This is a genomic window from Paraburkholderia unamae, assembly GCF_003096875.1.
Classification (GTDB): Bacteria; Pseudomonadota; Gammaproteobacteria; order Burkholderiales; family Burkholderiaceae; genus Paraburkholderia; species Paraburkholderia unamae.
In genome coordinates, this window is record NZ_QEOB01000014.1 from 202,183 (window position 1) to 224,912 (window position 22,730).

Below are 22,730 nucleotides of genomic sequence, written 5' to 3' on the forward strand. Positions count from 1 at the left end.
CCGACAACAATGACCCAAGCTCATCACGCCACTCTCCTCGTCGAACTGCTGACCGAGGAACTGCCGCCCAAGGCCCTAGCGCGCCTGGGCGACGCGTTCGCCGAAGGCATCGCGCAGCGCCTCGCCGCGCGCGACCTGATCGAAGGCGATCTGTCGTTCGAACGTTACGCCACGCCGCGCCGCCTCGCCGTCACGATCAAGAACGTGCGCAGCGTCGCACCCGAAAAGCAGGTGCGCGAAAAAGTGCTGCCCGTTTCGGTCGCGCTCGACGCGGGCGGCCAGCCCACCGCGCCGCTCGCGAAGAAGCTCGCCGCGCTCGGCTTCCCCGACTTCCCGGTGAACGACCTCGAACGCGCGAGCGACGGCAAGAACGAAGCGTTCTTCCTGCGCTACTCCGCGCCGGGCGCCACGCTCGCCGACGGCCTGCAAGCCGTGCTCGACGAAGCGCTCGGCAAGCTGCCGATTCCGAAGGTCATGAAGTATCAACGCCCGGACGGCAGCGACGTGCAGTTCGTGCGCCCCGTGCATCGCCTCACCGTGCTGCACGGCGACCAGATCGTGCCGGTCACGGCATTCGGCATCGACGCCGACGACACCACGCGCGGCCACCGCTTCCTCTCCGAAGGCCTGATCGCCATCCAGCACGCCGACGACTACGCGCACACGCTCCAGCACAAGGGCTTCGTGATCGCCAGCTACGCCGACCGCCGTGAATCGATCCGCGCGCAACTCATCGAACAGGCGGGCAGCGACAAGGTCGTGATGCCCGAATCGCTGCTCGACGAAGTGAATTCGCTCGTCGAATGGCCGGTTGTGTACGCCTGCAAGTTCGAGGACGAGTTCCTGCAAGTGCCGCAGGAATGCCTGATCCTCACGATGCAGACGAACCAGAAGTACTTCGCGCTCACCGATGACCAGGGCCGCCTGCGCTCGCGCTTCCTGATCGCCTCGAACATCGCGACGCAAACGCCCGACGAGATCATCGAAGGCAACGAGCGCGTGGTGCGCCCGCGACTCGCCGACGCCAAGTTCTTCTTCGAGCAGGACAAGAAGAAGCCGCTGGCCGATCGCGTGCCGCTGCTCGCGAACGTGGTCTATCACAACAAGCTCGGCTCGCAGTTGCAGCGCGTGGAGCGCCTCGAAGCGCTGGCCGGCCAGATCGCCGAACTTTCAGGCGCGGACGCTGCGCTCGCCAGGCGTGGCGCACGCCTCGCGAAGGCCGACCTGCTGACCGACATGGTGGGCGAGTTCCCCGAGCTGCAAGGCACGATGGGCACCTACTACGCACGCCACGACGGTGAACCCGATGAAGTGGCGATTGCGTGCTCCGAGCACTACCAGCCGCGCTTCTCCGGCGACGCGCTGCCCGCCACCACGACGGGCACGATCGTCGCGCTCGCGGACAAGCTCGAAACGCTCGTCGGCATCTGGGGCATCGGCCTCGCGCCGACCGGCGAGAAAGACCCGTTCGCACTGCGCCGCCATGCGCTGGGCGTGCTGCGCATTCTCGTCGAGAAGCAGTTGCCGCTCGACCTCGTCGAACTGCTGCGCGCGACCTACGCGCAATTCGCCGGCAACGCCGCCGTGACGGAATCGACCCAGGCGATCTACGAGTTCTGCATGGACCGCCTGCGCGGCATGCTGCGTGAACGCGGCTTCGCTGCGACCGAAGTCGACGCCGTGCTCGCGCTGAATCCCACGCGCCTGAACGACGTCGTCGCGCGCCTCGACGCCGTGCGCGAATTCGCGGCGCTCGCGGAAGCGGCATCGCTTGCGGCGGCCAACAAGCGCATCTCGAACATCATCAAGAAGTCCGAAGGTGCCGAAGATGCGGGCGTGCAGATCGCGCTCTTCGTCGAAGCCGCCGAAAAAGCGCTCTACGCACAGCTCGAACAGGTCGCGCCGCGCGTGGAAACGCAGCTCGCCGCACGCGAGTACACGGGCGCGCTCACCGCGCTCGCGGCACTGCGCGAAACCGTGGACACCTTCTTCAACGACGTCATGGTCAATGCGGAAGACCCGGCGCTGCGAGCGAACCGCCTCGCGCTGCTCAAGGCGCTCCATCGCCAGATGAACAGCGTCGCGGACATCTCGCGGCTCGCCGCCTAAGCGGGACTGAGCGAGAGACGCCATGCCGACCAGCACCACCAGAAAACTCGTGATCCTCGACCGCGACGGCGTGATCAACGCCGACTCCGACGCGTTCATCAAGTCGCCGGACGAATGGATCGCGATACCCGGCAGCCTCGAAGCGATCGCGCGCCTGAACCAGGCGGGCTATCGCGTCGCGGTGGCGTCGAACCAGTCGGGCATCGGGCGCGGACTGTTCGACATGGCCGCGCTCAACGCCATGCACACGAAGATGCACCGCCAGGCCGCGGCCGTGGGCGGACGCATCGACGCCGTGTTCTTCTGCCCGCACACGGCGCAGGACCACTGCGAATGCCGCAAGCCGCAGCCCGGCATGCTCAAGATGATCGCGGAGCGCTTCGAGATCGCCCCGGCGGATACACCCGTGGTGGGCGACTCGTTGCGCGACCTGCAAGCGGGCGCGGCGCTCGGCTTTCACACGCACCTCGTCCGCTCGGGCAAGGGCGAGAAAACGCTCGCTGCGGGCGGCCTGCCCGAAGGCACGCAGATCCACGATGACCTGCGCGCGTTCGCACTCGACTTTCTCGCGAGCGAACCCGCGTAGACACAACCGCCGTGCACGCAAGCTCGCACGCGAAACTGCCCGCATCGTCGCCGGCCCCTGGCCGACGACGGTGCTAACCCGGCGGCACGGCGCCGCGCCGGACGAGAAACCGGCCCACGCCGCGCACGCCCCAGACCGGCTCGACCGATGCGCTTTATCCGCTCCCTGCTGCTGTTCGTCTACTTGATCGTCTACACGATTCCGTACGCGACGGCCTGTTTCATCGCCTTCCCGTTCCTCAACGCGACGCGCCGCTACTGGATGGCCGTGGGCTGGTGCCGCTCGACGCTCTTCGTGGCGCGCTGGCTCAATGGCATCAGCTACCGCATGGAAGGCATGGAGAACCTGCCGAACGGACCGGCCGTGCTGCTCTCGAAGCATCAGTCGGCCTGGGAGACGCTGGCATTCCCGGCGCTCATGCCGCGCCCGCTGTGCTACGTATTCAAGCGCGAACTGCTGTTCGTGCCGTTCTTCGGCTGGGCGCTCGGCATGCTGAAGATGGTTCACATCAACCGCAAGGAAGGCAAGAACGCGTTCACCTCGGTGATCCGCCAGGGCAAACTGCGGATGGCCGAAGGCGCATGGGTGATCATGTTCCCCGAAGGCACGCGCATACCGGTGGGCAAGGTGGGCAAGTACAAGACGGGCGGCCCGCGCTTCGCCATCGAAACGGGCGCGCCCGTGGTGCCGATCGCGCACAACGCAGGCCACGTCTGGCCCCGAAACTCGTTCACCAAATATCCGGGTATAGTCACGGTGTCGATCGGCAAACCGATCGAAACGACCGGACTCACGCCCGACCAAGTGAACACACGCGTGGAAAAGTGGATTGAAGCGGAAATGCGGCGCATCGATCCCGAGGCGTATCGCGAAACGGATGGCGCAGCAACGAAAGCGGCGCGGATCTGACGCGCGGGGATGGCCGGCGCGTGCCGCGTGGATTGTCGCGCGGTTGCGCGCGCTGCTTGCCGCTCTCGCGCGCCAATGTAAAGGCCACGCTTCACCGCCAGATGAAACGCGCAAACGCCCCGCGAGCCAGGGCAAACGCCCACGCCCTCCACGCGCATCCGCACCAGGCCTGACGATGCAGAAGTCCCCCTCGCCGCGCCCGACCGCGGCACTCGACAACCGGCAACTCGATTTGCCGCTTTTCGCCGAACCGGCGCCGGCTGCGGCGCCCGCCTCTCCCTCTCCTTCCCCTTTCCTCACGCCGACGCCGACACCTGCGCCCTCGCCTGGCAAGCCCGGCAAAGCGCCGCTCGCCCCCGATGGCACGCGGCTGCGCAGCATCGCGCTCGGCACGCACACGCTGCATTACCGGCTCAAGCGCTCGTCGCGTAAATCGATCGGGTTTGTGATCGATGGCACCGGGCTCAGTATCACCGCGCCCAGGTGGGTCACGATCGCCGATATCGAAACCGCTATCGCGGAGAAGCAGCGGTGGATTTTTGCCAAGCTCACCGAGTGGCAAACGCGCACCGAGCAACGGGCGTTGCCTCGCGTGGATTGGGGCGATGGTGCGGAGTTGCCGTATCTTGGCAAGCCGATCACTCTGAAGCTCGGGGCTTCGGGGCTCGCGTTCGATGAGGAGACTCGCGTGCTGGCGCTGCCGCTGCCACCGCATGCGGATTCGCAGCAGATCAAGGATCGTGTGACCGGGTGGCTTCAGGGTGAGGCGAAGCGGATTTTTGGCGAGCGCCTTGCGGTTTATGCCGCGAAGCTGGGGGTTACGTTTCGTTCTTATGCGCTTTCTTCGGCTGCTACGCGCTGGGGGAGTTGTTCAAGCGAAGGGAGGATTCGCTTGAACTGGCGGTTGATTCATTTTCCTATGTCCGTGGTGGACTATGTTGTGGCGCATGAATTATCGCATTTGCGTGAGATGAATCATGGACCGAGATTTTGGGAAACGGTAGAGTCGATCTTTCCGGAATATCAAGCCGCTCGGAAGGCGCTCAAACTACATCCGCCCGAGATGCTGCCCGGAATGTGATTTGCCGCTGTCCGGCGATCTATGTCTTTGATACAAAACAGCACGCGTAAGCTTGCAGTGTTAAAACACGTCTCAGTTTTCCGCTCAAATGAAGATTGTTCACATCATCTCCGGCCTTGGTGTTGGGGGTGCAGAGACAACGCTGCTCAGCCTGGTTAGGCATACACAAAACACCGACGTCATCCATACTGTAATTTGCCTTTCGGCGCTTGCCCCGCTTGCAAGCGATTTCATAGACGCTGGCGCAAAAGTTCGCATACTCGGAATGCATCATTCGCGTCCAAATCCTGGCGCCTTTGTACGTCTCACAAAGTGGATTTTGGAAGAGGAACCCAGTGCGGTACAAACATGGATGTACCATGCGGACTTAATCGGTGGAATTGCCACCAAGATTGCTAACGTCATTAAGCGTATTCGCCGCACACATCCGCTCCCGAAACTTGTCTGGGGAATTCACCGGAGTGAAGTGCCTACGAGGCATAGCGCAATCACTCGATATACTGCCCGCCTTTGCTCAATTCTCTCCAGATATATTCCAGATCAAATTGTGTGTTGCGCAGAGGCCGCCCGGCTGTCTCATATTCAATTTGGGTACGACAGCGAAAAAATGACCGTTATACACAACGGCTTTGACACGGCAAAATTCTCACCGAATCCCGAGATGCGGTTAGCAATGCTCACCGCCTGTCATCTTCCGAATGACTCGCTATTGATCGGAATTGTCGGCCGCTTCAATCCGGCAAAGGATTATGATAATTTTTTGCGCGCCGCAGCCATTGCAGCAACACGTCTTCCGCACGCACGATTTCTGATGGTCGGCAAGGATGTCGATAACTCGAATCACACCCTTTGCGAGCGCATCGAGGAACTCGGCTTGACTGACAAAGTCACGCTTTTGGGCCCTCGTCGCGATGTCGTACAGTTGATGCCGGCGTTCGATTTCTTGTGCCTTTCATCCAGAACAGAGGGATTTCCCACCGTTGTGGGCGAAGCGATGGCCTCTGGTACACCCTGCGTTGCCACCAACGTGGGGGACACTGCGCTATTGGTCGGCGAGACCGGCATAATCGTCCCTCCCGCCGATTCCACCGCTCTCGGACTCGCCCTCGAAAAAATGGGCCTCGCTACATACGAAAAACGCGCGGAGTATTCAATGCACGCCCGGCGCAGAATCATCGAAAATTTTTCTATTAGATCGTGCTGGGACCGTTATTTTAGAATTTACTCGGAGAATAAATCCAGAATTAGATGACGACATCAGATGGCGGATGCAGTTCGGACCTCATAATTCTAATCAATTGATCCTCTTGACGATCAAACCTTGTGGAATGAATCCGTCCACCGATGAATTAATTTTTCCTGCCGAGTGCCAATTCGATCCGTTTACGACAATGTCCCCCGAAATATTTCTACACGTTGACGGAAGTCCGTGCACACGATAGGCCATATCTCTACTACCGAAATCCGCATGGTTTGATATTTCTATATCAATCTTGACTGGTAACTTCCCGGATAACGCCCACAACCAGATCTGAATACCGACCTTACACCTCCTCGACAACGGATTATTGATTCGTATGTCTTCGAGGACATCATTGTTACTATTCGGCTCAATATCGAGCCCGGCAGACGGTAGCGTCCCTTCGATATCCTCCCAGATAGGGTCATCGAACCGGATATGTCGTCCGCTGACTATCGAAACGCCCTGCCTGCGACAATTCATTGCGTGGTGGGATACAACGTGAATTTCCTGGCTCTTTTTCGATGGCGTTGAATAACTGTTCGCCACGTATATACCGTCGCCCCAACACCCCCGCGTTACGGGATTCAGAATCTTTACATTTGACGCTCCTGCAATGGAAATTCCCATTCCATAACCTTGCGCCCGCTTGTTGTCGTCGGCAGTTGACAATTCACGACTGCCGTCAAGCACTGCATTTTCAATCAAAACATTACTGATATCCCAAACCCTCAATATCTGGTGATTTGGCTCTGAATACGGCAATAGCTTCAGCGATGCACCTGGCGCGAATCGAATATGACTACCGTTGCGCAATGAAAGACCGGCCGCATCAATGCGGCTATTTCCAGTTATTATCAGTGTTCTTCCGGCAGCTGCATCAATTGCTTTTTGCAGTGCAAGCCGATCATTCGCGACCCCGTTCCCAGCGACATTAAAGACCTTATCAATAAGCGGAGCTTCATCGCCGTACGATAATTGAGCGTGCTTTGCGAGCGAGCCTATGCCAATAGTAGTCAAGCTCTGTAGAAATACCCGACGCTTCAATTAAATCACCTCCCAATTTCGTGAAAATTAATAACTATTCTCGTTATATTCACAACTCAATCAACTCCCGATAAACAGAAATCGTCTTATCGATAACAATGCGCTCATCGAACTCCTCCAAAGCTCGTTCACGTGCCCGCGCACCCAATTTCAAACGCAAATTGCTGTCATCATCAAGAGACCGAATCGCTGCGGCCAATGCTCTGTAATCGCGAACTGGAACCTTGAAGCCATCGACGCCGTTGTGCGTCACAACCTCCCGGCACCCCGGCACATCGGTGGTGACTAGAGGCAGTCCACACGCTCCGGCCTCGATAAGCGTCTTCGGCAGCCCCTCTCGATAACTAGGCAAAACCATGGCGTCGACTTGCGCAAATAATTTCGGCATATCGTCTACATGTCCCACCCATTCAACGATGCCCTCATCAACCCAGCGCTCTAGTGCATCCATACCAACGGCAGCTGGGTTGCCAGAATCTGGCTCGCCGGCAATCAGAAAGCGAATTTCCCTATTTTCATCGCGTAGAAGTCGAGCTGCATCCACATATTCTTTAATGCCCTTATCCCAAAGCAATCTCGCAGCAAAGAGCACCACCATGGGTTGATGCAACTCATCATCGGCTGTTCTACCAAGAGGTTGAAATCGCTCACAATCGACCCCTGAACCTTTGATCAGCCGAATTCTCTCCTTTTCGACCAATCTGGCTTCAACAAACATTTCAAGATCATCTGGATTCTGCAGGATCAGGCGCGTGCGGTTCCCATTCAGCACCCCTCGCAGCAATGCCCTAACCACAGGACGAAGCAAGCGTGCCTTGATATCCCGACTAGTAAATACATAGCCCAAACCGGCTACGGCACCAACTATCGCCTTCACACCGCTCAGTGACGCGCACAGTGCGCCGTAGACCGCACATTTGATCGTGAATCCGTGAACAATATCTGGTTTCTCACTGCAAAATAGTACGATAAGTTGCCTGATCACACTTAGTTCATCTAATGGATTCAGACTGCGCCGATCCATGTCTATCGAATACCACCTGAACCCCTCTTTCTCCAGCAGCTTTCCGTACTGACCAGGTGGCGAGACAAGTAGCACCTCGCATCCCTTGTCACGTAACGCGCGCGCCAGCGACAATCGAAAATTATAAATATACCAATCCGTATTTGCGAACAGTATTATCTTCTTCATTTTTTATATTAGTATAATTACGCGCACCTCAAATTATTGATGTGCATCTCGGCCATACTTTCGTGATTCAATTGCAACTTTAAAGACACGATCCCAGATCTTCATCACTGCATCGATCGAGTAGCGTCGTCGAATTGAATCTGCTCCGCGTCGCCCCAATTCTTCTCTCAATGCCCCCGCCCTCATCAGATCAGCTAACGCCTGCGCATATGCGTCTTCATCGCTGTGCCCGACCAGAGACCCAACCACACCACCCTCCGTCAATTCCCGAGGTCCGCTCGGGCAGTCTACGGCTACAACTGGAACGCCCAAAGCCATCGCTTCCATCATCGCCATCGGCAAGCCTTCATATTTTGATGTGAGCGCAAATAAACTCGCCCGTCGCATAGAAGACCACGGGTCCGTTGTTTTTCCCGGGAGAAATATGCGCTCAGTCAGACCAAGTTCCGCAATTTGGCACTCCAATCTCTTTCGGTCCGGCCCTTCACCGATAATAACTAGTTTCCACTCCGGGAATTCACTTACGATCTTCGCAAACGAGCGAATTAGCATATCAAAACGCTTGAGAGGCTGAAGACGACCAACCCCAATCACATGTGAATCAACCTTCTCCTTGTCAGTGTGCACGCTATCCCGCTCTAATCCAGCTGGAAGCGGATTCGGGACAACCATGATATTTTTTGCCCCACCCAGAATTGTGCGAAATTGCTCAACAACGCCTTCGGTCAAAACCGTGACCACTGACGCCTTTGGATAAAAAAAACGCCCCATCCAGTTCCAGAATGGCCGCCTTCCATCAGCGATGGGATTACTATGCTCACACGCGATTATTGGCACCCCCGTGCCCTGAAGTGCGGCAATTACCACCATATTCACATTCGTAAGTAGCGAAACGACTATGTCAACATTGCGTTCCCGGATCAACTTCCGGATTGAGAGAATACGTTTGACATACGAGACCGGACCGCGAGCAGTACTCTCTATTACATCGGCAAGGTATATAAATTCAATTTTATCGGAGAGTGAATAGAAACATGAGCCTCGACCGGTAAATGTTGCAATCAGCGTTACATCATGGCCCCTTTCCGACCACGCGTTAGCCAGTGTCGCTGCAACTCTCTCTGCCCCACCACTTCCCATCGAATTGACAAAGACGGTGATTTTCAATTTATACCTCGACCTTGCACGGTTGCTTGAGTTGATGAGTAGACTCTCTCTCACCAAAAGCGGAAATCCAGAATGCAATGAAAAAAAGCAGCCCTCCCGGCTGCGCATCTGCCGATCCAACTAGAGTTTGCAAAACAAAGAAGGCAATTGCAAACGCCCTCAGCAATCCTTTATCTCCCGGATTGGTAAATTTTATCCATTCCCTAAAAAAAATTATCCATGCAATTGAATAAAGAGCAACAGAGAAAATACCGCCACCTAACATCAATGTCGCGAAGGTAGAATCCGTAAAATATTTGTTTTCGAACCCGATTCCAAATATATTCCCATTGAAAAACACCTCCTTCAGCGCCAGAGAATTCGTCGATGAGCGACTCCCGACACTAGAATCATTAACGAATCTCGACAAAATTATTGAAGAAATTTCGTCACCGAACATTGCATATACGATAGCGACGAAGATCGATGCAATCGCTATGCCTTTTGACCGTACCCGAGAAATCAGCACAATAATCGAAGCAATCATAAAAGAGCGACTTATCGAAAGCATTGAAATTATCAGCGATACTTTCCCACCCTTCTCCTTCCAGCGTGATATGTAGAGTGCTGCCGCACTAAAATAAATGAAAGAAAAGAAGAATGGATTTGGCGTTAAACCAACGGCCCGCACAATTTTTGCGCAAAATCCGGCAGAATTCAGACAGTCGCCGCCGACTTTCACCGGCAGGCTATGCAGAACGAATGGAGCGACAGGGTAAATGAACTGAGCCAAGCCCCAGATAAAATGAATGGTCAAGGAAAAAAATACTGCAATCCGCATTCCTCGCCCCCAATATCTTGCGAACACCGGTGCACAAAATAGAAACATCGTTGCTTGAAGTATAAAGGGCCGAAATCCGAGCATATTGTCAGCGACAGAATCGTCGATAACGTGATTTCGCCAATCAATCAATTCTGGGCTGCTTGCTGCATGACCGATAAGCCCGGGAACAGGCGTTAGAATTAGAAGTGCACAAAAGGCGATTTCGCCTCGGTTAAGCCCAATTTTCCCCTGGCAGGTCAGCACCAATCCGTAAGCGACAGAAATTCCTATAACGAGATAAGAGAGATAGCCAGGAACCGCTAAGCCGTCGAAACTCTCTGGTTTTTTAGATGGCCAATATAAAACAAGGAACAGAAAGAGTAATGGGGAGAATAAACATACGCAAACAATATTATTTCGAGATCGAGCTAATGCTGTCGTCATGTTTCCACTCCTTGGCCGTTCTGCGCGTCAGATTCCAGTAACTTCAAGAACAAGTCGAGCCAGGTTTGAACTATCCCCTCTTCCGAATATTGACTGCGGACCTCGACCGCGCGAGCCGCGATCTGGCTGCGAATCATCTCGTTGTTGATTAGCTCCTCGAGTGAATTCGCCAGAGCCTCAACGTCGCCAACCGGCCGGACGAGCCGTCCGTTTTCGCCGTCCTTGATGATGTCTCGCGGGCCCGTATCACAGTCATAGCTCACCACTGGGACACCCATGGACATCGCCTCAATCAACGTCATGGGAAACCCCTCAAACCTCGAACTCAAAGCGTAGATATCAGACCTTGAGTACCAATCAGATACATTTCCACAGTTACCGGGAAGGAAGACTCTGCCCTCAAGTCCGCGCTCGCCAATCATCTTCTCCAAATCCAACCGACGATTTCCCTCACCTAATATCACCAGGTCCCAAGACTCAGCTCTGCACCGAATAATATCGAATGCTTCAATTAGATAGTCGAAACCTTTTTGATTGACGAGTCGACCAACGCCCAAGATTAATTTTCTTCCCTCGCTAACAAAGGAATCTGGATGCACGGTTGGTTCGCCGTTTCTTATCGGCCACGTTACAGGATTCGGTATTACTGAAATATTCTGACATCCACATTCTTTTGCCAACCAGTCTCCGCTCTCTCCGGTCAATGCAATAACGCGGCTAGCACGTCTATATGTTACATAGCGTAAAAAACTCCAAAATTTCCCCGGCAACAATTTTGGCGGATGATTATGCTCGGTAACAATGACATGGCATCGCATTCCCGCTGAAGCAATCATTGAGATCACAGATGCACGCGTCATTATCCCTAGAAGAATATCCGGCTTCTCTTGTTGCACTACCTCCCTAAGAGATTTCAGTCGCTTCCAGTTTGTTCGAATCGTTTCGCATATACCTTTACTTGCCCCAAAATTCCCAATAACCAAGCGCTTTACCGCAGGTGACGGACGGTAGAAGTCCTTTTCCTCAGTTTCGAGCGTCACTATAGTTACTTCATGCCCCAACCTGCTCCAGGCATTCGCTAAATTGACCGTCACACGCTCTGCTCCGCCCGCAAATAGTGAATTCAAAAAGACAACGATCTTCAAGGCACACCTCCGTTTTTCGATTTCCCCTTGCTTACATGCTCAAAGAGTAGATAACAAGCCAGAGACGAGGCATGCATCATTGCGGTCGCCAGTTGAATTCCTGCCAAGCCAAGCCAATTAATCAGACATAAATCTGCAATCACTTTCACGAAGAAATTGATTGAAGCGATTATTGTCATCGCCTTAAATCTCCCCTGACTCGCAAATAACTGAACCATCACGAGAACAGGGAAATAGAATGGAATTTGGACGAGCCCCCATCGCAAGAGGTTAGCCACCACTGCCGTGTCGGTTGACGTGAACGCACCACGTTGATATAGCATCGCGACGGCCAGCTTTGAAAACAGGGAAGCAAACAACGCGACGCAAATCGCGCCGATGAATGTCACCACCGTCCACCGCCACGCAATGCGCCCTGCCCGAGGTCCGTCTCCCGCACGCTGAAGCTCGGAGAACACCGGTAGCACAGCCCTGCTGATCGCTAGCGCGCCCATCCCCATCACCAAGGCAAGCAACCTGTTTGCGTAACCAAGCGAGCCAATTGCGCCGTCACCAAGATGCGCGACGAAATATTGGTCCACGGGAGTGACACAACTCATTAGTAACTGACCAGCCGAAAAAATCCCAACTGACATGCATAGTTTTGGCCACTCGCGCGAGCACAACGTAAATTTAGGTAGCACCATTGTCTGATCGGCTTTTCCAGATAGAACCGTAAGCCACGTCAGTTGAAGTGCGTAGCCTATCGTGGTCCCCAGCATTAGCGCGTGAATTGCCTGCGAAGGTGGCGTAAGCAAAATCGTCGCAAGTAATGTGAGCGCGGGAACACACTCCAATAAGGTATTAATGTGGCGTTCCCGTGCTTGAAGTCGTGCTGACTGAATGCTGATGAGCACGGTCAATATGCCGATCGGCATTATTCCCCTAGCCAATTCCTTGACAATGTCCTGCGTCTGCGTTGAAAGCTTCCCGCTCACGATACTCAGCGCGGGTTGCCAGAACACAAACAACAGTAATGTGATGACACTACTGACCATCAACCCGCATCCCTGCAATTCGGCAATGAATTCACGTCTCTCTGGAGGGGGAGCGTGTCTAAGCCGAACCAAGGTTGGGATAAGAACGGTACTCAGTATCGTTACTAATGTACCGGGTATCCATGTTACAAGAGTGAGCGTAAGCTGATAGGCGTCAACGATCGAACTCACGCCATATCGATACGCGATTGCCATCTCTTTGAAGGCGCCCGCGAATTTTCCAATGAATACAAAGAAAGATACCCACGCGGCACCTTGAATAATTCTCCGGTGCATCGCGTGCGAATCTTGAAAACGAAAAGAGTGGCGCGCCCTAAGGCGCGCCATTATTGAAGCAATCATTTCTTAAGTTAAAGCGACTTCATTTCCGACCAACCAATTTCACGCTCAAAACGATCGACATACCAATTCATGGCGATCGCCAATCCCTCCTGAATATGGATAGGGTCACTGTATCCGAGTAATCTGCAAATTTTCTCGATACTAGCCTGCGAATGGAGAACATCTCCCCCTCGGAATTCACCGTAACGTATCGGGCTGCTATTCGCTATTTTCCGGTTACGCAATTGCTCGGCAAGAATCTCCAGCAGTTGGTTCAACGTTGTCCTCCCGCCAACTGCAACGTTATAGACTTCGTTTTTCGCATTGTTTGCCGCCGTAGCCGCAAGAATATTTGCCTGAACAACGTTTTCGACGTAGCAAAAATCTCGACTAGTCTTGCCATTGCCGTTAATCTGGATTCCCTCTCCTCGAATCAGCGCGGCTATCCATCTCGGAATGACAGCAGCGTACGCACCATTCGGATCCTGACGTTTCCCAAATACGTTAAAGTAGCGCAGGCCGACGGTGTTGAAATCGTAGCTTCGCGCGAAAACATCTGCGTAAAGCTCGTTCACATACTTTGTTACTGCGTACGGTGACAGAGGCTTACCGATGAGATTCTCCACCTTGGGTAGGCCAGGATGATCCCCGTAAGTTGAGCTTGACGCAGCGTACGTGAAACTCTTTACCTCCTCATCGCGCGCCGCAACCAGCACGTTGAGAAAGCCACCAATGTTGACGTCGTTCGTTACGACAGGGTCCAGCAACGATCTTGGGACCGATCCCAATGCGGCTTGGTGCGACACGTGATCAATACCCTGGGTTGCCCGGGCGCAGTCCGAAGCATTGCGGATGTCACCTTCGATCAGCTTGAATCTTGCCCATCGCTCCGAACCGACGGAGGAACTTACCTCCTCCAGATTGCTGTGGCTTCCCGTCGAGAAGTTGTCCAGACCGACTACCTGCTGATCCAACTTGAGAAGAGCCTCAAGAAGATTTGAGCCAATGAACCCAGCCACGCCGGTTATTAACCAGCGTTGCGGACAGCGTGCCAAATCCTCACAGGCAATCGTATAGCGATTTTTCATTTCGGCGCGTTCTAGCTGGATGTGGTTACAGGCGAAGATCGGATGAACCGGCCGGAAAGACATACTTGAGGTCGTAGAGTACGTGTTCGAGCTTTCCGAATCTCCGAATGGCTTCTACACCCATATCGGCAAATTCCTTGTGTGCCACCGCAAGGACGACTGCGTCGTAGCTTTGCAAGGACGGCTGCGCCACGAGTTCAATGCCGTATTCGTGACGAGCTTCCTCGGCAGAGACCCAAGGATCGAACACGTCGACATTCATTTCGTATTGCTTGAGCTCGTTGATAATGTCAACGACTCGCGTGTTGCGGAGGTCGGGGCAGTTCTCCTTGAACGCAAAGCCCAACATGAGCACGCGCACATTATTCATCGTGATTCCGCGCCGTGTGAGCGCCTTCACGAGTTGCGAAGCGACATAGACCCCCATGTTGTCATTGACTCGCCGTCCGGCGAGAATAATCTCGGGGTGGTAGCCAATCGCCTGTGCCTTGTGCGTCAAGTAATACGGATCTACGCCAATGCAATGGCCGCCCACGAGACCCGGCCGAAACGGCAGGAAATTCCATTTCGTCCCTGCGGCTTCAAGTACCGATTCGGTGTCGATATCCATCCGATTGAAGATGATCGACAATTCGTTGATAAGAGCAATGTTTACGTCGCGCTGCGTGTTCTCAATCACCTTCGCCGCCTCGGCAACGCGGATACTGCTAGCTTTATGCGTACCCGCCGTGATGATCTCGCCATAGAGTGCGTCAACTACGTCGGCGACTTCAGCCGTGGACCCTGAGGTAACCTTCCGGATAGTGGATACCCGGTGTGATTTATCACCCGGGTTGATTCGTTCCGGGCTGTACCCCACGAAGAAGTCAACGTTGAATTTCAGCCCGGAAACTCGCTCAAGTACCGGCACGCATTCTTCTTCGGTGGCACCCGGATAGACCGTGGACTCGTAAATGACAATATCGCCCTTCCTCAACACCCGGCCGATCGTCTCACTTGCTCCATAAAGCGCGGACAGATCCGGACGCTTATATTGGTCGATTGGCGTCGGCACCGTGGCAATGAATATGCTGCATTCACGCAGATCTTCGATCGTGTGGCTGAATTTCAGGCGCCGCGCCTCAGCAAGCTCCGCCTCGCTGACTTCAAGCGTGGCATCCCGCCCTTCCTTTAGCGAGTCAATGCGAGGCCGGTTGATGTCGAAGCCTACGACATCCCGTCGCTTTCCAAACTCCACCGCTAACGGTAGCCCAACGTAGCCCAAGCCGATGATGCCAATTTTGGTTTCACTGGTTAACTTCATGAACATTTCCCTGGTAGCCTAAACCTTGTCCCGCTTCTCGTAGCCGTACGAAACGTAGCGATAGCTCGCATATTTCCCACCGTATGAGAACTTTCCGCGCGGCTTCATACCATTGACCAACAACCCGGCGACCTGCGTACCCACTTGGTCCAGGCGCTTGACTGATTCATCAACTTCGCCAACCCGCGTCTTTCCAGACCTGGCCACAAGGAATACGCGCGCGGCGTGCGGAGCCATAATTTCTGCATCAGAAACAGCAAGTACAGGTGGGGCATCGACAAGGACAATGTCGTACTGGGCCGTCGCTTCTTCGAGAAGAGACGACCAACGACCATTTTCCAGAAGGTCAGACGGATTGGACTGGAACTCGCCGGTAGCAAGGAAATCGAGCTTCGGCCTCACTGAGCGCATGGTCGCGGCCGCCAGCGTCATCTTCCCCAGCAATACGTCAGCCAGCCCACGCTCTCTTTCGACCCCCAAGTACTGGTTTAGATAGCCACGTCGCAGATCGGCGTCGATTAGCAGAACGCGCTTTCCGGAAGCTGCGAACAAATCGGCGAGGTTTGCTGATATAAACGATTTACCGATGCCAGGCGTAGCGCCACTTATCATCACAACGTTATTTATCGCTTCGAGTAGCGAGAATTGAAGAGCGGTTCGCAGACTGCGAAGACTTTCCACAGCGGGATCTCCGGGTGCTACCGACGCTAGCACAGCGGATTTGGCATCCAGCCCGTCAATCTTGCGAGCGAGCGCAGCCTGCGCGTCGCTATACGGAATAGTCGCAATAACATTGAGGCCGGTATATGTCTCAAACGTATGCGGATCGCTGACCCCGTGGAATAGCGCGTCACGCAACCAGGCCAAGCCAACGCCGCAGGCCAGGCCTAACAGTGTCGCGGCGGCAATGACTAGAAGCTTCTTGGGCTTGACGGGCATTTCGGGCACGTATGCACTGTCAACGATTCGAACGTTTCCAATCTTGCCGGCCTTTATGAGGCGCAGTTGCTCCATGTTGTTGCGCAACGCGATATAGAGATCCGTATTCACGCGCACATCGCGCTCAAGTCGTACCGCACCTTGTTCGTCCAACGGCAATGCTTTGATGCGCTCAGATACCCGGCCGACCTGCGTTTGCGTCGAGTTGACTTGCTCGTCAATTGCCTTGACTGCGGGGTGTTCGTCACCAAAGCGGGTCAGCAACTCCTGCCGCTTTTGACGCAGCGTGAATAATTGATTCTCGAGGTCAGCGGATTGCTGCAGTACGACTTTCGCCTCCTGACCGATGTCGATGATCCCGTGCTCATTGCGATACTGGTTGAACCGGTCCTCGGCTTGCTCCAGTTCGCGCTTCATATCGGGCTCTTGCTCGGACAGGAACTGTAGGGACTGCTCCGCCTGCGCTGCTTTCCTATCAGCGTTCTGCTTCAGATACTGCCCCCCGATCTCATTCAGCGTTGCGGCAATGAGCTGAGGATCGCGACCTTGGAGTGAGGCTGTAATGACGTCAGAGTCTTTCCCCGCCGATGCAATCTTCAAACGCTTCTGCACATCATCAATGGTTTGCAAGCGCGAATGCCGCTCGAGCACGAAGGCGGCGCCTGCTTCGGCGAACAATTTCCGGACGACGAGGCGCCCCGGCCCGGCGGACGTAGAAATGGTCAGCGGCGTTCCGACGTTGCCTCTGGCGATCTGGGTCAAGCTATCGCCTTCCAATGTGTAGCCGCCGTTGCCGGTCGCCGTGAGCTTGAGCTGATGATCGTAGAGATCGGAAGGCAAATCGAAGTCTGCGACCTCGATGCGCTCGGTTCCCCACGTGTATCCGCCAACGCCAAGGAAACCCGGACTAGAGAGCGACTTGGCCCGGCGTGAAATCCACTCGCCGATGAATGGAAATCTGACGGTTCTGGCTGTGATGTAGAGTCCCAATTCGTCCACGGCACGTGAAACAACGAGCCGCGAACCGAGAATCTGTATTTCGGAGTCTGAAGTCGATTTGACGTCGAACATCGAAGACAAATTGCCGATCAGGCTTTTCGCGGCGCTGTCTGCACTATCCTCGACCTGAACAACGATATTCGTCTCGTACACGGGAGTCGCTAGATATGCGTATAGCGCCCCCAGCAGCATAAACACCGCTGTGACGACTGCGATCAACAGTTTGTGTTCGACCAGTACATCCAGTAGGGCTGTGAGGTCGATTTCATCGGACTCGATCTTCGCGTCGGCAGAGGATTGTTTCAAGGGAGACATGGTTGCTACAGACCTGCTGGTTCAAGACTTCCGGGGTTGCCGAACTTCAATCGGATGGTTGGGGGTGACAAACGTGTCAACGGGGCTAAATGGCCGCTATTCGGCCTACCCAGTCGGAAATCCCCTGTTCAATCAAATCGGCACAATCGGAGAACTGTTCGCGGCCACGCTGATACGGATCAGGCACATCGAAGCGGCTGAACTGACCAATCTGGAAAACGCGTCCGCAGGTGAATGTGTAGTTTTGTTCGACGGCATATTTCTGCTCCGCATCCATAACCAGAATAAGTTCCGCGTTCCGGCAAATCGCAGCGGAAACCTGCCGCGCGCGATGCGACGAGATGTCAATGCCGCGGTCTCTCATCACGGAGACCGCGTGAGCCTCTGCCCCAGAGTCGACAAGGGCTCCAATGCCCGCTGACTCCACGCGGCAACCCGGCAAGCGCTTGCGCATCATCGCTTCGGACATCGGGCTGCGACACACGTTGCCGACACAGACCATAAGAATCGACGAGATCATCAATACCCTCCCCAAGCCTGACGGCCCACATTGATGCCCTGCGCACTCGGCAGGAGCAGGTTCATCACGCGGCTCCATCGTGCGAGCCCCGTCGAATCGACGTACACGACGTCCTTGGCTTGCAGCTCAAAGTGCTCGGCGAGTGCGAGACCAACCGGCGAAGCGCTATCCAGACGGAAGACGTCGGGCTTGGACGGATCCTCGGTTGCGCGCACCACATAGATCGCCGCCGGCTCTGCGCTCGTCGGATTCACGCCAAGCGCGGCTCCCAACGCCTCGTTGAGCGTCAAGCGGCCATCGTGCATGGGCAATGCAACTGGACGCGTGACCTCCCCAGTCACCAGCACCTGGTTATAGGTTTGCGGTAGAACTCGCACGACATCACGATCCTGCAGAAAAATCTTCGATGCATCGATCTGACGATCAGCCAGCGCTGGTAGATTGATATGGATCATCTTCCCGTCGCGAATGATCTGAATCTGGCTCGTATCGCCTACGCCGGGCGTCACGCCATTTGCCTCGCTCAATGCCTCGGCAAGCGACATTGGGATATTCGTGATCGGCTTTACGCCAGGTTGCGTCACTTGTCCCTCGACGAAGATCCGCTGACTGCGATAGGCCACCACGCTAACCGTCATCTGCGGATTACGCAGATAAGCTGCGAGCGACTGCTTGAGTTTCACCTGCAACTGAGGAACCGTGAGACCGACCGCTTTAACACTTCCTATGTAGGGGTATTGAATCGTTCCGTCATCTCCGACAACAAAGCCGGGAATGGCCTGAGTGCTCAGACCCGGCCCACTTGGTAGTTGCCCGGCAGTGTCGCCAATTGTGTAAGTCAAGTTGGGAACGACCAGTTCCGGGTGGTCCCACGTAATGATGGAAAGAACGTCCCCCGCCCCAATCCGATATGCACGAGGGCTGCCGACCAGTGCTGCGACGTCAGAGCCAAACGCATCGCGTGCGGCTTTCTGATCTCGAACCAGCTCTGGCGTGATTCGCTTCACGAGAGGCACCGAATTCGGGTCGAGCGGATCGACCGGCGCGTGTGCGTCGAAGCGCATGCCCGGAGCCATTGCACATGCGCCAAGCGTTGCAACCAGCGTAGCTGCGGTCAGTGCAGATCTAAGGTGACGAAATAGCGACATTTACGAGTAGATCAACGGAACTTCACACAGCGAAGACGCACAGCGTCCTGCTGCCCATACCAAAACACAACCTCCGCTCGCTATCGGGATTTCAACCACGACGGCGTTTTGAAGCGTGCGATCGAGAAGTACAGCCAGACATAGGTCATGCAAAAGAGGACCGAAAAGAAGACCAGCGCTAAAGGCTCGTTCCAAAAGAGCGTTGCCGGCACCACCGCTGCAAATGTCAAAATCCACAAACGTGGCGTCGTACGAGAATTGCGGTTGTTCCAGACGTTATCGGCCGAGTCTGCTTTCACGGCACGCCGGAACAACAGTGCATGCAAGTGCCCTCTGTCCGGCGCACCTACGGGCACGCCCCGGAGGAACATGCGTCGGTACATGGAGAAGAGTGTTTCGAACACCGGATAGATGGTGACGAGCAACGCGTAGAACGGCGAGACTTCCTTGTGCCGGGTAATCAGCAGGATGAGGAGTTCCGCCGTAAAAAAGCCCGTGAAATACGCGCCGCCATCGCCGAGAAAAACCTTTGCGACTGGATAGTTCCACTGCACGAAACCGAGGATCGCGCCAATGAGCGCGAGCGCCATCGACACAATCAGGCTGTCCCCAACTGCGTGCGCCACGTAAGCCAGTGAGGCGAGAATGATCATCGTCACTACGGACGCAAGCCCGTTGAGCCCGTCGATGAGATTGATCGAATGAACCACGCCTGCGACGCCCAAAATCGTGAAAGCCGTCGCGGCGATTGGCACGAGCAGTACGAGATCGAGCCCCGGCACGTTAGTATGCCTAACAATCGCCTGCAATGCCCAGCAGGCGAGCGCGGCTGCGCCCGCAGCGCAAACAAGCCGCAGACTCGCACTGATCTGTTTGGTCAGATCTTCGGCGAATCCGGAAAGGAACACGGGCGCCGAGCAGATCAGGAGTTCCCAATGTTCATGCGCGCTCAGACGCCCGTTGTATTCCTCAAATGCAAACGCGAGGGCAAATCCCGCAAAAATTCCCAAGCCACCAATTCGGGGCACGGCAACACTATGGATTTTTTGAATGCCTTCAAGGTCGTGATCCATGGAGAACACGCCGTGGAAATGCGTCCACCGCACGATCATCGTGACGACCATGGACGACACGAGAAAAGCTATCAGTAAGATAGACATCGAGCATTCCCATCAGATGACGTGAAGGATCCGCCGACGCAGCTCAAAACAAGGCGGATCATTGGCAAGTCCAGAATTTCGATAAATCGCCTGATTTCGCTCAACGCTTTCAGCGGATTCGAAGGCGGCACTCACGCATGCGACGGATGACCTTGAGATTGAAGTGGGCAATCTCGAACGCTACTTTTCACGCGCAAGCTTTTTTTGCTGAACCGTTATATGTGTCATGACGAAGGGTGGAAGTCTCTTCCGCCTGCACTTTCGCGTATATAGGAGCAGTCTTAAATACCGTGTGAGTACGCAACATGCCTCTGGCATGTCATCCAAAAACTCGCCGCCTCAATGCTTGACTATTCTTCGATTCACCAGCCAATAAATATGGAGTGCGAATCATTTACTCCGGCGTGTCTCATGCGAAATAAAACAAGGGAATTTGATCACCGTAGCACTCGGATGCACAGGCCACAAACGGCCACACTCATAACCCGAACGAGATAAATCGAGGGAAAAATTAAATTCCTACAAATTTCCTGTTATTTTATTTCCAATTACCGAAGTATCGTCAATTTCACTTAAAACTCAATGAAATTTAAAAAAGGCGATGTCGACATATTCCGACACCGCCTCAGAAACCACCCTACTTCTTCTGAATAAATTCGATCTTGTACCCATCCGGGTCGGTCACGAACGCGATCACCGTGCTCCCGTGCTTCATCGGACCGGCTTCGCGCACCACCGTGCCGCCCTGCTCCTTGATCTTCGCGCAGGCGGCGTAAGCATCTTCCACTTGCACGGCCAGGTGACCGAACCCCGTGCCGAGGTCATAGGAAGCCGTGTCCCAGTTGTGCGTCAGTTCGATCACGGTTCCGTCGCGCTCGTCCGTGTACCCGACGAAGGCCAGCGTGAACTTGCCATCGGGGTAGTCTTCGCGGCGCAGCAGTTTCATGCCGAGCAGTTCGGTGTAGAACTTGATCGAGCGATCCAGGTCGCCGACCCGGATCATCGTGTGCAGCAGGCGCATCGTGTACTCCGTTTTGCCGTCGTCAAAACCCGGACTCTACCAAAAACGCGCCGGCCCTGCCCGCCCCGGCAAGATGTGCCGTTTTGCTCTAGCATGGACGCCATCCTGAGATTGCCGCGGCAATTTCACTGTATGAATGTCAGCAACGTGCGTAAGGAATGAGGAGTGGACATGCGAATTCTGGTTGTCGGTGCCGGTGCAACAGGTGGCTATTTCGGCGGGCGGCTCGCCGCCGCGGGGCGCGACGTGACGTTTCTGGTGCGTGAAGCGCGCGCCGCGCAACTGCGCGAAGACGGCCTCGTGATCCGCAGTCCCGCGGGCGATCTCACGCTGCGCGACGTCAAGTCGGTCACGCGCGAGACGCTTGAGGCGCAAGGCGGCCAACCCTTCGATCTCGTTCTCCTGAGCTGCAAGGCCTACGACCTCGACAACGCCATCGATTCGTTCGCGGCCGCCGTCGGCCCGAATACGCTGATCCTGCCGCTCCTGAACGGCATGCGCCACCTGGAGGTCCTGCAAGCTCGCTTCGGCACGCAGGCCGTGCTGGGCGGCGTGTGCCTGATCGCCTCCACGCTCAACGAGAAGCGCGAAATCGTGCATCTGAACGACGCGCACGCCATCACGTTCGGCGAGCTTGGCGGCGGCGTGTCGCCGCGCGCGCAAGCCGTGGCGGAACAGTTCTCCAACGCCGGCTTCAACGTGAAAGCGAGCGATCACATCCTCCAGGAGATGTGGGAGAAGTGGGTGTTCCTCGCGTCGCTCGCGGGCAGCACGTGCCTTTTCCGCGCGCCCGTCGGCGTGATCCTCGCGACGCCCGACGGTGCCGCGACCGTCGAGCGTCTCTTTGCCGAATGCCGCGCGATCGCCGCCGAGCACGGCCATGCCGTGCGCGACAGCTTCCTCGAGCGTTCGCGCGCGATGCTGTTCGCCACGGGTTCGACGCTCACGGCATCGATGCTGCGCGATGTGCAGAACGGTTCGCGCATCGAGGCCGATCATGTGCTTGGCGACCTGATCCGGCGCGGCGGCGCGGCGCAGCGCGCGTCGAGCGAGCTTTCGGTGCTGCGTATCGTCTATAGCCAGCTCAAGGCCTACGAAGCGCAGCGAAAATAAGCGGGTTGAAAAGCGGCCCGAGTGCCGCGCGTTCGCCTTCCATT

At 55.5% G+C, this 22,730-nt stretch carries 19 protein-coding genes; 6 read left to right on the forward strand and 13 right to left on the reverse strand.

The features are described from left to right. Window positions 1-9: 9 nt before the first annotated feature. From glyS to C7402_RS28020, 5 genes are all read left to right on the forward strand, one after another. A complete protein-coding gene (gene glyS / locus C7402_RS28000) occupies window positions 10-2,109 on the forward strand; it encodes a glycine--tRNA ligase subunit beta (protein WP_116612920.1) in 2,100 nt (699 codons plus the stop codon). Window positions 2,110-2,131: 22 nt separating this feature from the next. After that, window positions 2,132-2,695, forward strand: coding sequence for a D-glycero-beta-D-manno-heptose 1,7-bisphosphate 7-phosphatase (gmhB, locus tag C7402_RS28005; RefSeq protein WP_116612921.1), 564 nt, complete (start codon window positions 2,132-2,134; stop codon window positions 2,693-2,695). Window positions 2,696-2,842: 147 nt separating this feature from the next. Further along, the gene (locus C7402_RS28010; RefSeq protein WP_116612922.1) at window positions 2,843-3,604 is read left to right on the forward strand and encodes a lysophospholipid acyltransferase family protein; all 762 of its coding nucleotides are present in this window, start codon (window positions 2,843-2,845) and stop codon (window positions 3,602-3,604) included. Between the two features lie 175 nt (window positions 3,605-3,779). Further along, a complete protein-coding gene (locus C7402_RS28015; RefSeq protein ID WP_116612923.1) occupies window positions 3,780-4,685 on the forward strand; it encodes a M48 family metallopeptidase in 906 nt (301 codons plus the stop codon). Window positions 4,686-4,773: 88 nt separating this feature from the next. Next, entirely contained in the window at window positions 4,774-5,937 is a 1,164-nt protein-coding gene (locus C7402_RS28020) for a glycosyltransferase family 4 protein (RefSeq protein WP_116612924.1), read from the forward strand. Window positions 5,938-5,979: 42 nt separating this feature from the next. Here the strand turns inward: C7402_RS28020 and C7402_RS46420 are convergent, their stop codons facing one another. From C7402_RS46420 to gloA, 13 genes are all read right to left on the reverse strand, one after another. Continuing rightward, window positions 5,980-6,972, reverse strand: a complete 993-nt coding sequence (locus C7402_RS46420; protein ID WP_133254566.1) for a hypothetical protein — start codon at window positions 6,970-6,972, stop codon at window positions 5,980-5,982. 49 nt (window positions 6,973-7,021) lie between these two features. Continuing rightward, entirely contained in the window at window positions 7,022-8,164 is a 1,143-nt protein-coding gene (locus C7402_RS28025; RefSeq protein WP_112173372.1) for a glycosyltransferase family 4 protein, read from the reverse strand. A gap of 33 nt (window positions 8,165-8,197) precedes the next feature. Continuing rightward, the gene (locus tag C7402_RS28030; protein WP_112173373.1) at window positions 8,198-9,331 is read right to left on the reverse strand and encodes a glycosyltransferase family 4 protein; all 1,134 of its coding nucleotides are present in this window, start codon (window positions 9,329-9,331) and stop codon (window positions 8,198-8,200) included. Window position 9,332: 1 nt separating this feature from the next. Next, the gene (locus tag C7402_RS46425) at window positions 9,333-10,577 is read right to left on the reverse strand and encodes a hypothetical protein (RefSeq protein ID WP_133254567.1); all 1,245 of its coding nucleotides are present in this window, start codon (window positions 10,575-10,577) and stop codon (window positions 9,333-9,335) included. After that, on the reverse strand, window positions 10,574-11,722 hold the full coding sequence (locus tag C7402_RS28035; protein ID WP_112173375.1) for a glycosyltransferase family 4 protein: 1,149 nt from the start codon (window positions 11,720-11,722) through the stop codon (window positions 10,574-10,576). Before C7402_RS28035 ends, C7402_RS46425 begins: the two co-directional genes overlap by 4 nt. Next, complete coding sequence (murJ, locus tag C7402_RS28040; protein WP_112173428.1) at window positions 11,719-13,035, reverse strand: murein biosynthesis integral membrane protein MurJ; 1,317 nt, start codon at window positions 13,033-13,035, stop codon at window positions 11,719-11,721. Before murJ ends, C7402_RS28035 begins: the two co-directional genes overlap by 4 nt. A 74-nt stretch (window positions 13,036-13,109) precedes the next feature. After that, complete coding sequence (locus C7402_RS28045; protein WP_112173376.1) at window positions 13,110-14,168, reverse strand: NAD-dependent epimerase/dehydratase family protein; 1,059 nt, start codon at window positions 14,166-14,168, stop codon at window positions 13,110-13,112. A 25-nt stretch (window positions 14,169-14,193) separates the two neighbouring features. Then, window positions 14,194-15,471, reverse strand: coding sequence for a Vi polysaccharide biosynthesis UDP-N-acetylglucosamine C-6 dehydrogenase TviB (gene tviB / locus C7402_RS28050; RefSeq protein WP_112173429.1), 1,278 nt, complete (start codon window positions 15,469-15,471; stop codon window positions 14,194-14,196). 18 nt (window positions 15,472-15,489) lie between these two features. Beyond that, window positions 15,490-17,724 carry a polysaccharide biosynthesis tyrosine autokinase gene (locus tag C7402_RS28055; RefSeq protein WP_116612925.1) on the reverse strand — a complete coding sequence of 745 codons (2,235 nt, stop codon included), beginning with the start codon at window positions 17,722-17,724 and terminating at the stop codon, window positions 15,490-15,492. Window positions 17,725-17,809: 85 nt separating this feature from the next. Beyond that, on the reverse strand, window positions 17,810-18,244 hold the full coding sequence (locus C7402_RS28060; protein WP_112173378.1) for a low molecular weight protein-tyrosine-phosphatase: 435 nt from the start codon (window positions 18,242-18,244) through the stop codon (window positions 17,810-17,812). Next, complete coding sequence (locus C7402_RS28065) at window positions 18,244-19,308, reverse strand: polysaccharide biosynthesis/export family protein (protein WP_244314955.1); 1,065 nt, start codon at window positions 19,306-19,308, stop codon at window positions 18,244-18,246. Before C7402_RS28065 ends, C7402_RS28060 begins: the two co-directional genes overlap by 1 nt. A gap of 164 nt (window positions 19,309-19,472) precedes the next feature. Beyond that, window positions 19,473-20,552 carry a glycosyltransferase gene (locus C7402_RS28070; RefSeq protein ID WP_116612927.1) on the reverse strand — a complete coding sequence of 360 codons (1,080 nt, stop codon included), beginning with the start codon at window positions 20,550-20,552 and terminating at the stop codon, window positions 19,473-19,475. A 637-nt stretch (window positions 20,553-21,189) separates the two neighbouring features. Continuing rightward, a complete protein-coding gene (gloA, locus tag C7402_RS28075) occupies window positions 21,190-21,573 on the reverse strand; it encodes a lactoylglutathione lyase (RefSeq protein WP_112173381.1) in 384 nt (127 codons plus the stop codon). A gap of 171 nt (window positions 21,574-21,744) precedes the next feature. On the opposite strand from gloA, the gene panE reads away from it, so the two are divergent. Further along, a complete protein-coding gene (gene panE, locus C7402_RS28080) occupies window positions 21,745-22,686 on the forward strand; it encodes a 2-dehydropantoate 2-reductase (RefSeq protein ID WP_116612949.1) in 942 nt (313 codons plus the stop codon). Window positions 22,687-22,730 lie beyond the last annotated feature (44 nt).

What these genes read in the sequence shown, in the direction of transcription:
- gloA (WP_112173381.1), bottom strand. Translation starts at nt 21,573, where the DNA reads ATGCGCCTGCTGCACACGATGATCCGGGTCGGCGACCTGGATCGCTCG.
- C7402_RS28020 (WP_116612924.1), top strand. Translation starts at nt 4,774, where the DNA reads ATGAAGATTGTTCACATCATCTCCGGCCTTGGTGTTGGGGGTGCAGAG.
- tviB (WP_112173429.1), bottom strand. Translation starts at nt 15,471, where the DNA reads ATGAAGTTAACCAGTGAAACCAAAATTGGCATCATCGGCTTGGGCTAC.
- C7402_RS28055 (WP_116612925.1), bottom strand. Translation starts at nt 17,724, where the DNA reads ATGTCTCCCTTGAAACAATCCTCTGCCGACGCGAAGATCGAGTCCGAT.
- C7402_RS28010 (WP_116612922.1), top strand. Translation starts at nt 2,843, where the DNA reads ATGCGCTTTATCCGCTCCCTGCTGCTGTTCGTCTACTTGATCGTCTAC.
- C7402_RS28070 (WP_116612927.1), bottom strand. Translation starts at nt 20,552, where the DNA reads ATGTCTATCTTACTGATAGCTTTTCTCGTGTCGTCCATGGTCGTCACG.
- C7402_RS46425 (WP_133254567.1), bottom strand. Translation starts at nt 10,577, where the DNA reads ATGACGACAGCATTAGCTCGATCTCGAAATAATATTGTTTGCGTATGT.
- C7402_RS28045 (WP_112173376.1), bottom strand. Translation starts at nt 14,168, where the DNA reads ATGAAAAATCGCTATACGATTGCCTGTGAGGATTTGGCACGCTGTCCG.
- murJ (WP_112173428.1), bottom strand. Translation starts at nt 13,035, where the DNA reads ATGCACCGGAGAATTATTCAAGGTGCCGCGTGGGTATCTTTCTTTGTA.
- gmhB (WP_116612921.1), top strand. Translation starts at nt 2,132, where the DNA reads ATGCCGACCAGCACCACCAGAAAACTCGTGATCCTCGACCGCGACGGC.
- C7402_RS28060 (WP_112173378.1), bottom strand. Translation starts at nt 18,244, where the DNA reads ATGATCTCGTCGATTCTTATGGTCTGTGTCGGCAACGTGTGTCGCAGC.
- panE (WP_116612949.1), top strand. Translation starts at nt 21,745, where the DNA reads ATGCGAATTCTGGTTGTCGGTGCCGGTGCAACAGGTGGCTATTTCGGC.
- C7402_RS28015 (WP_116612923.1), top strand. Translation starts at nt 3,780, where the DNA reads ATGCAGAAGTCCCCCTCGCCGCGCCCGACCGCGGCACTCGACAACCGG.
- C7402_RS28065 (WP_244314955.1), bottom strand. Translation starts at nt 19,308, where the DNA reads ATGCGCTTCGACGCACACGCGCCGGTCGATCCGCTCGACCCGAATTCG.
- glyS (WP_116612920.1), top strand. Translation starts at nt 10, where the DNA reads ATGACCCAAGCTCATCACGCCACTCTCCTCGTCGAACTGCTGACCGAG.
- C7402_RS28025 (WP_112173372.1), bottom strand. Translation starts at nt 8,164, where the DNA reads ATGAAGAAGATAATACTGTTCGCAAATACGGATTGGTATATTTATAAT.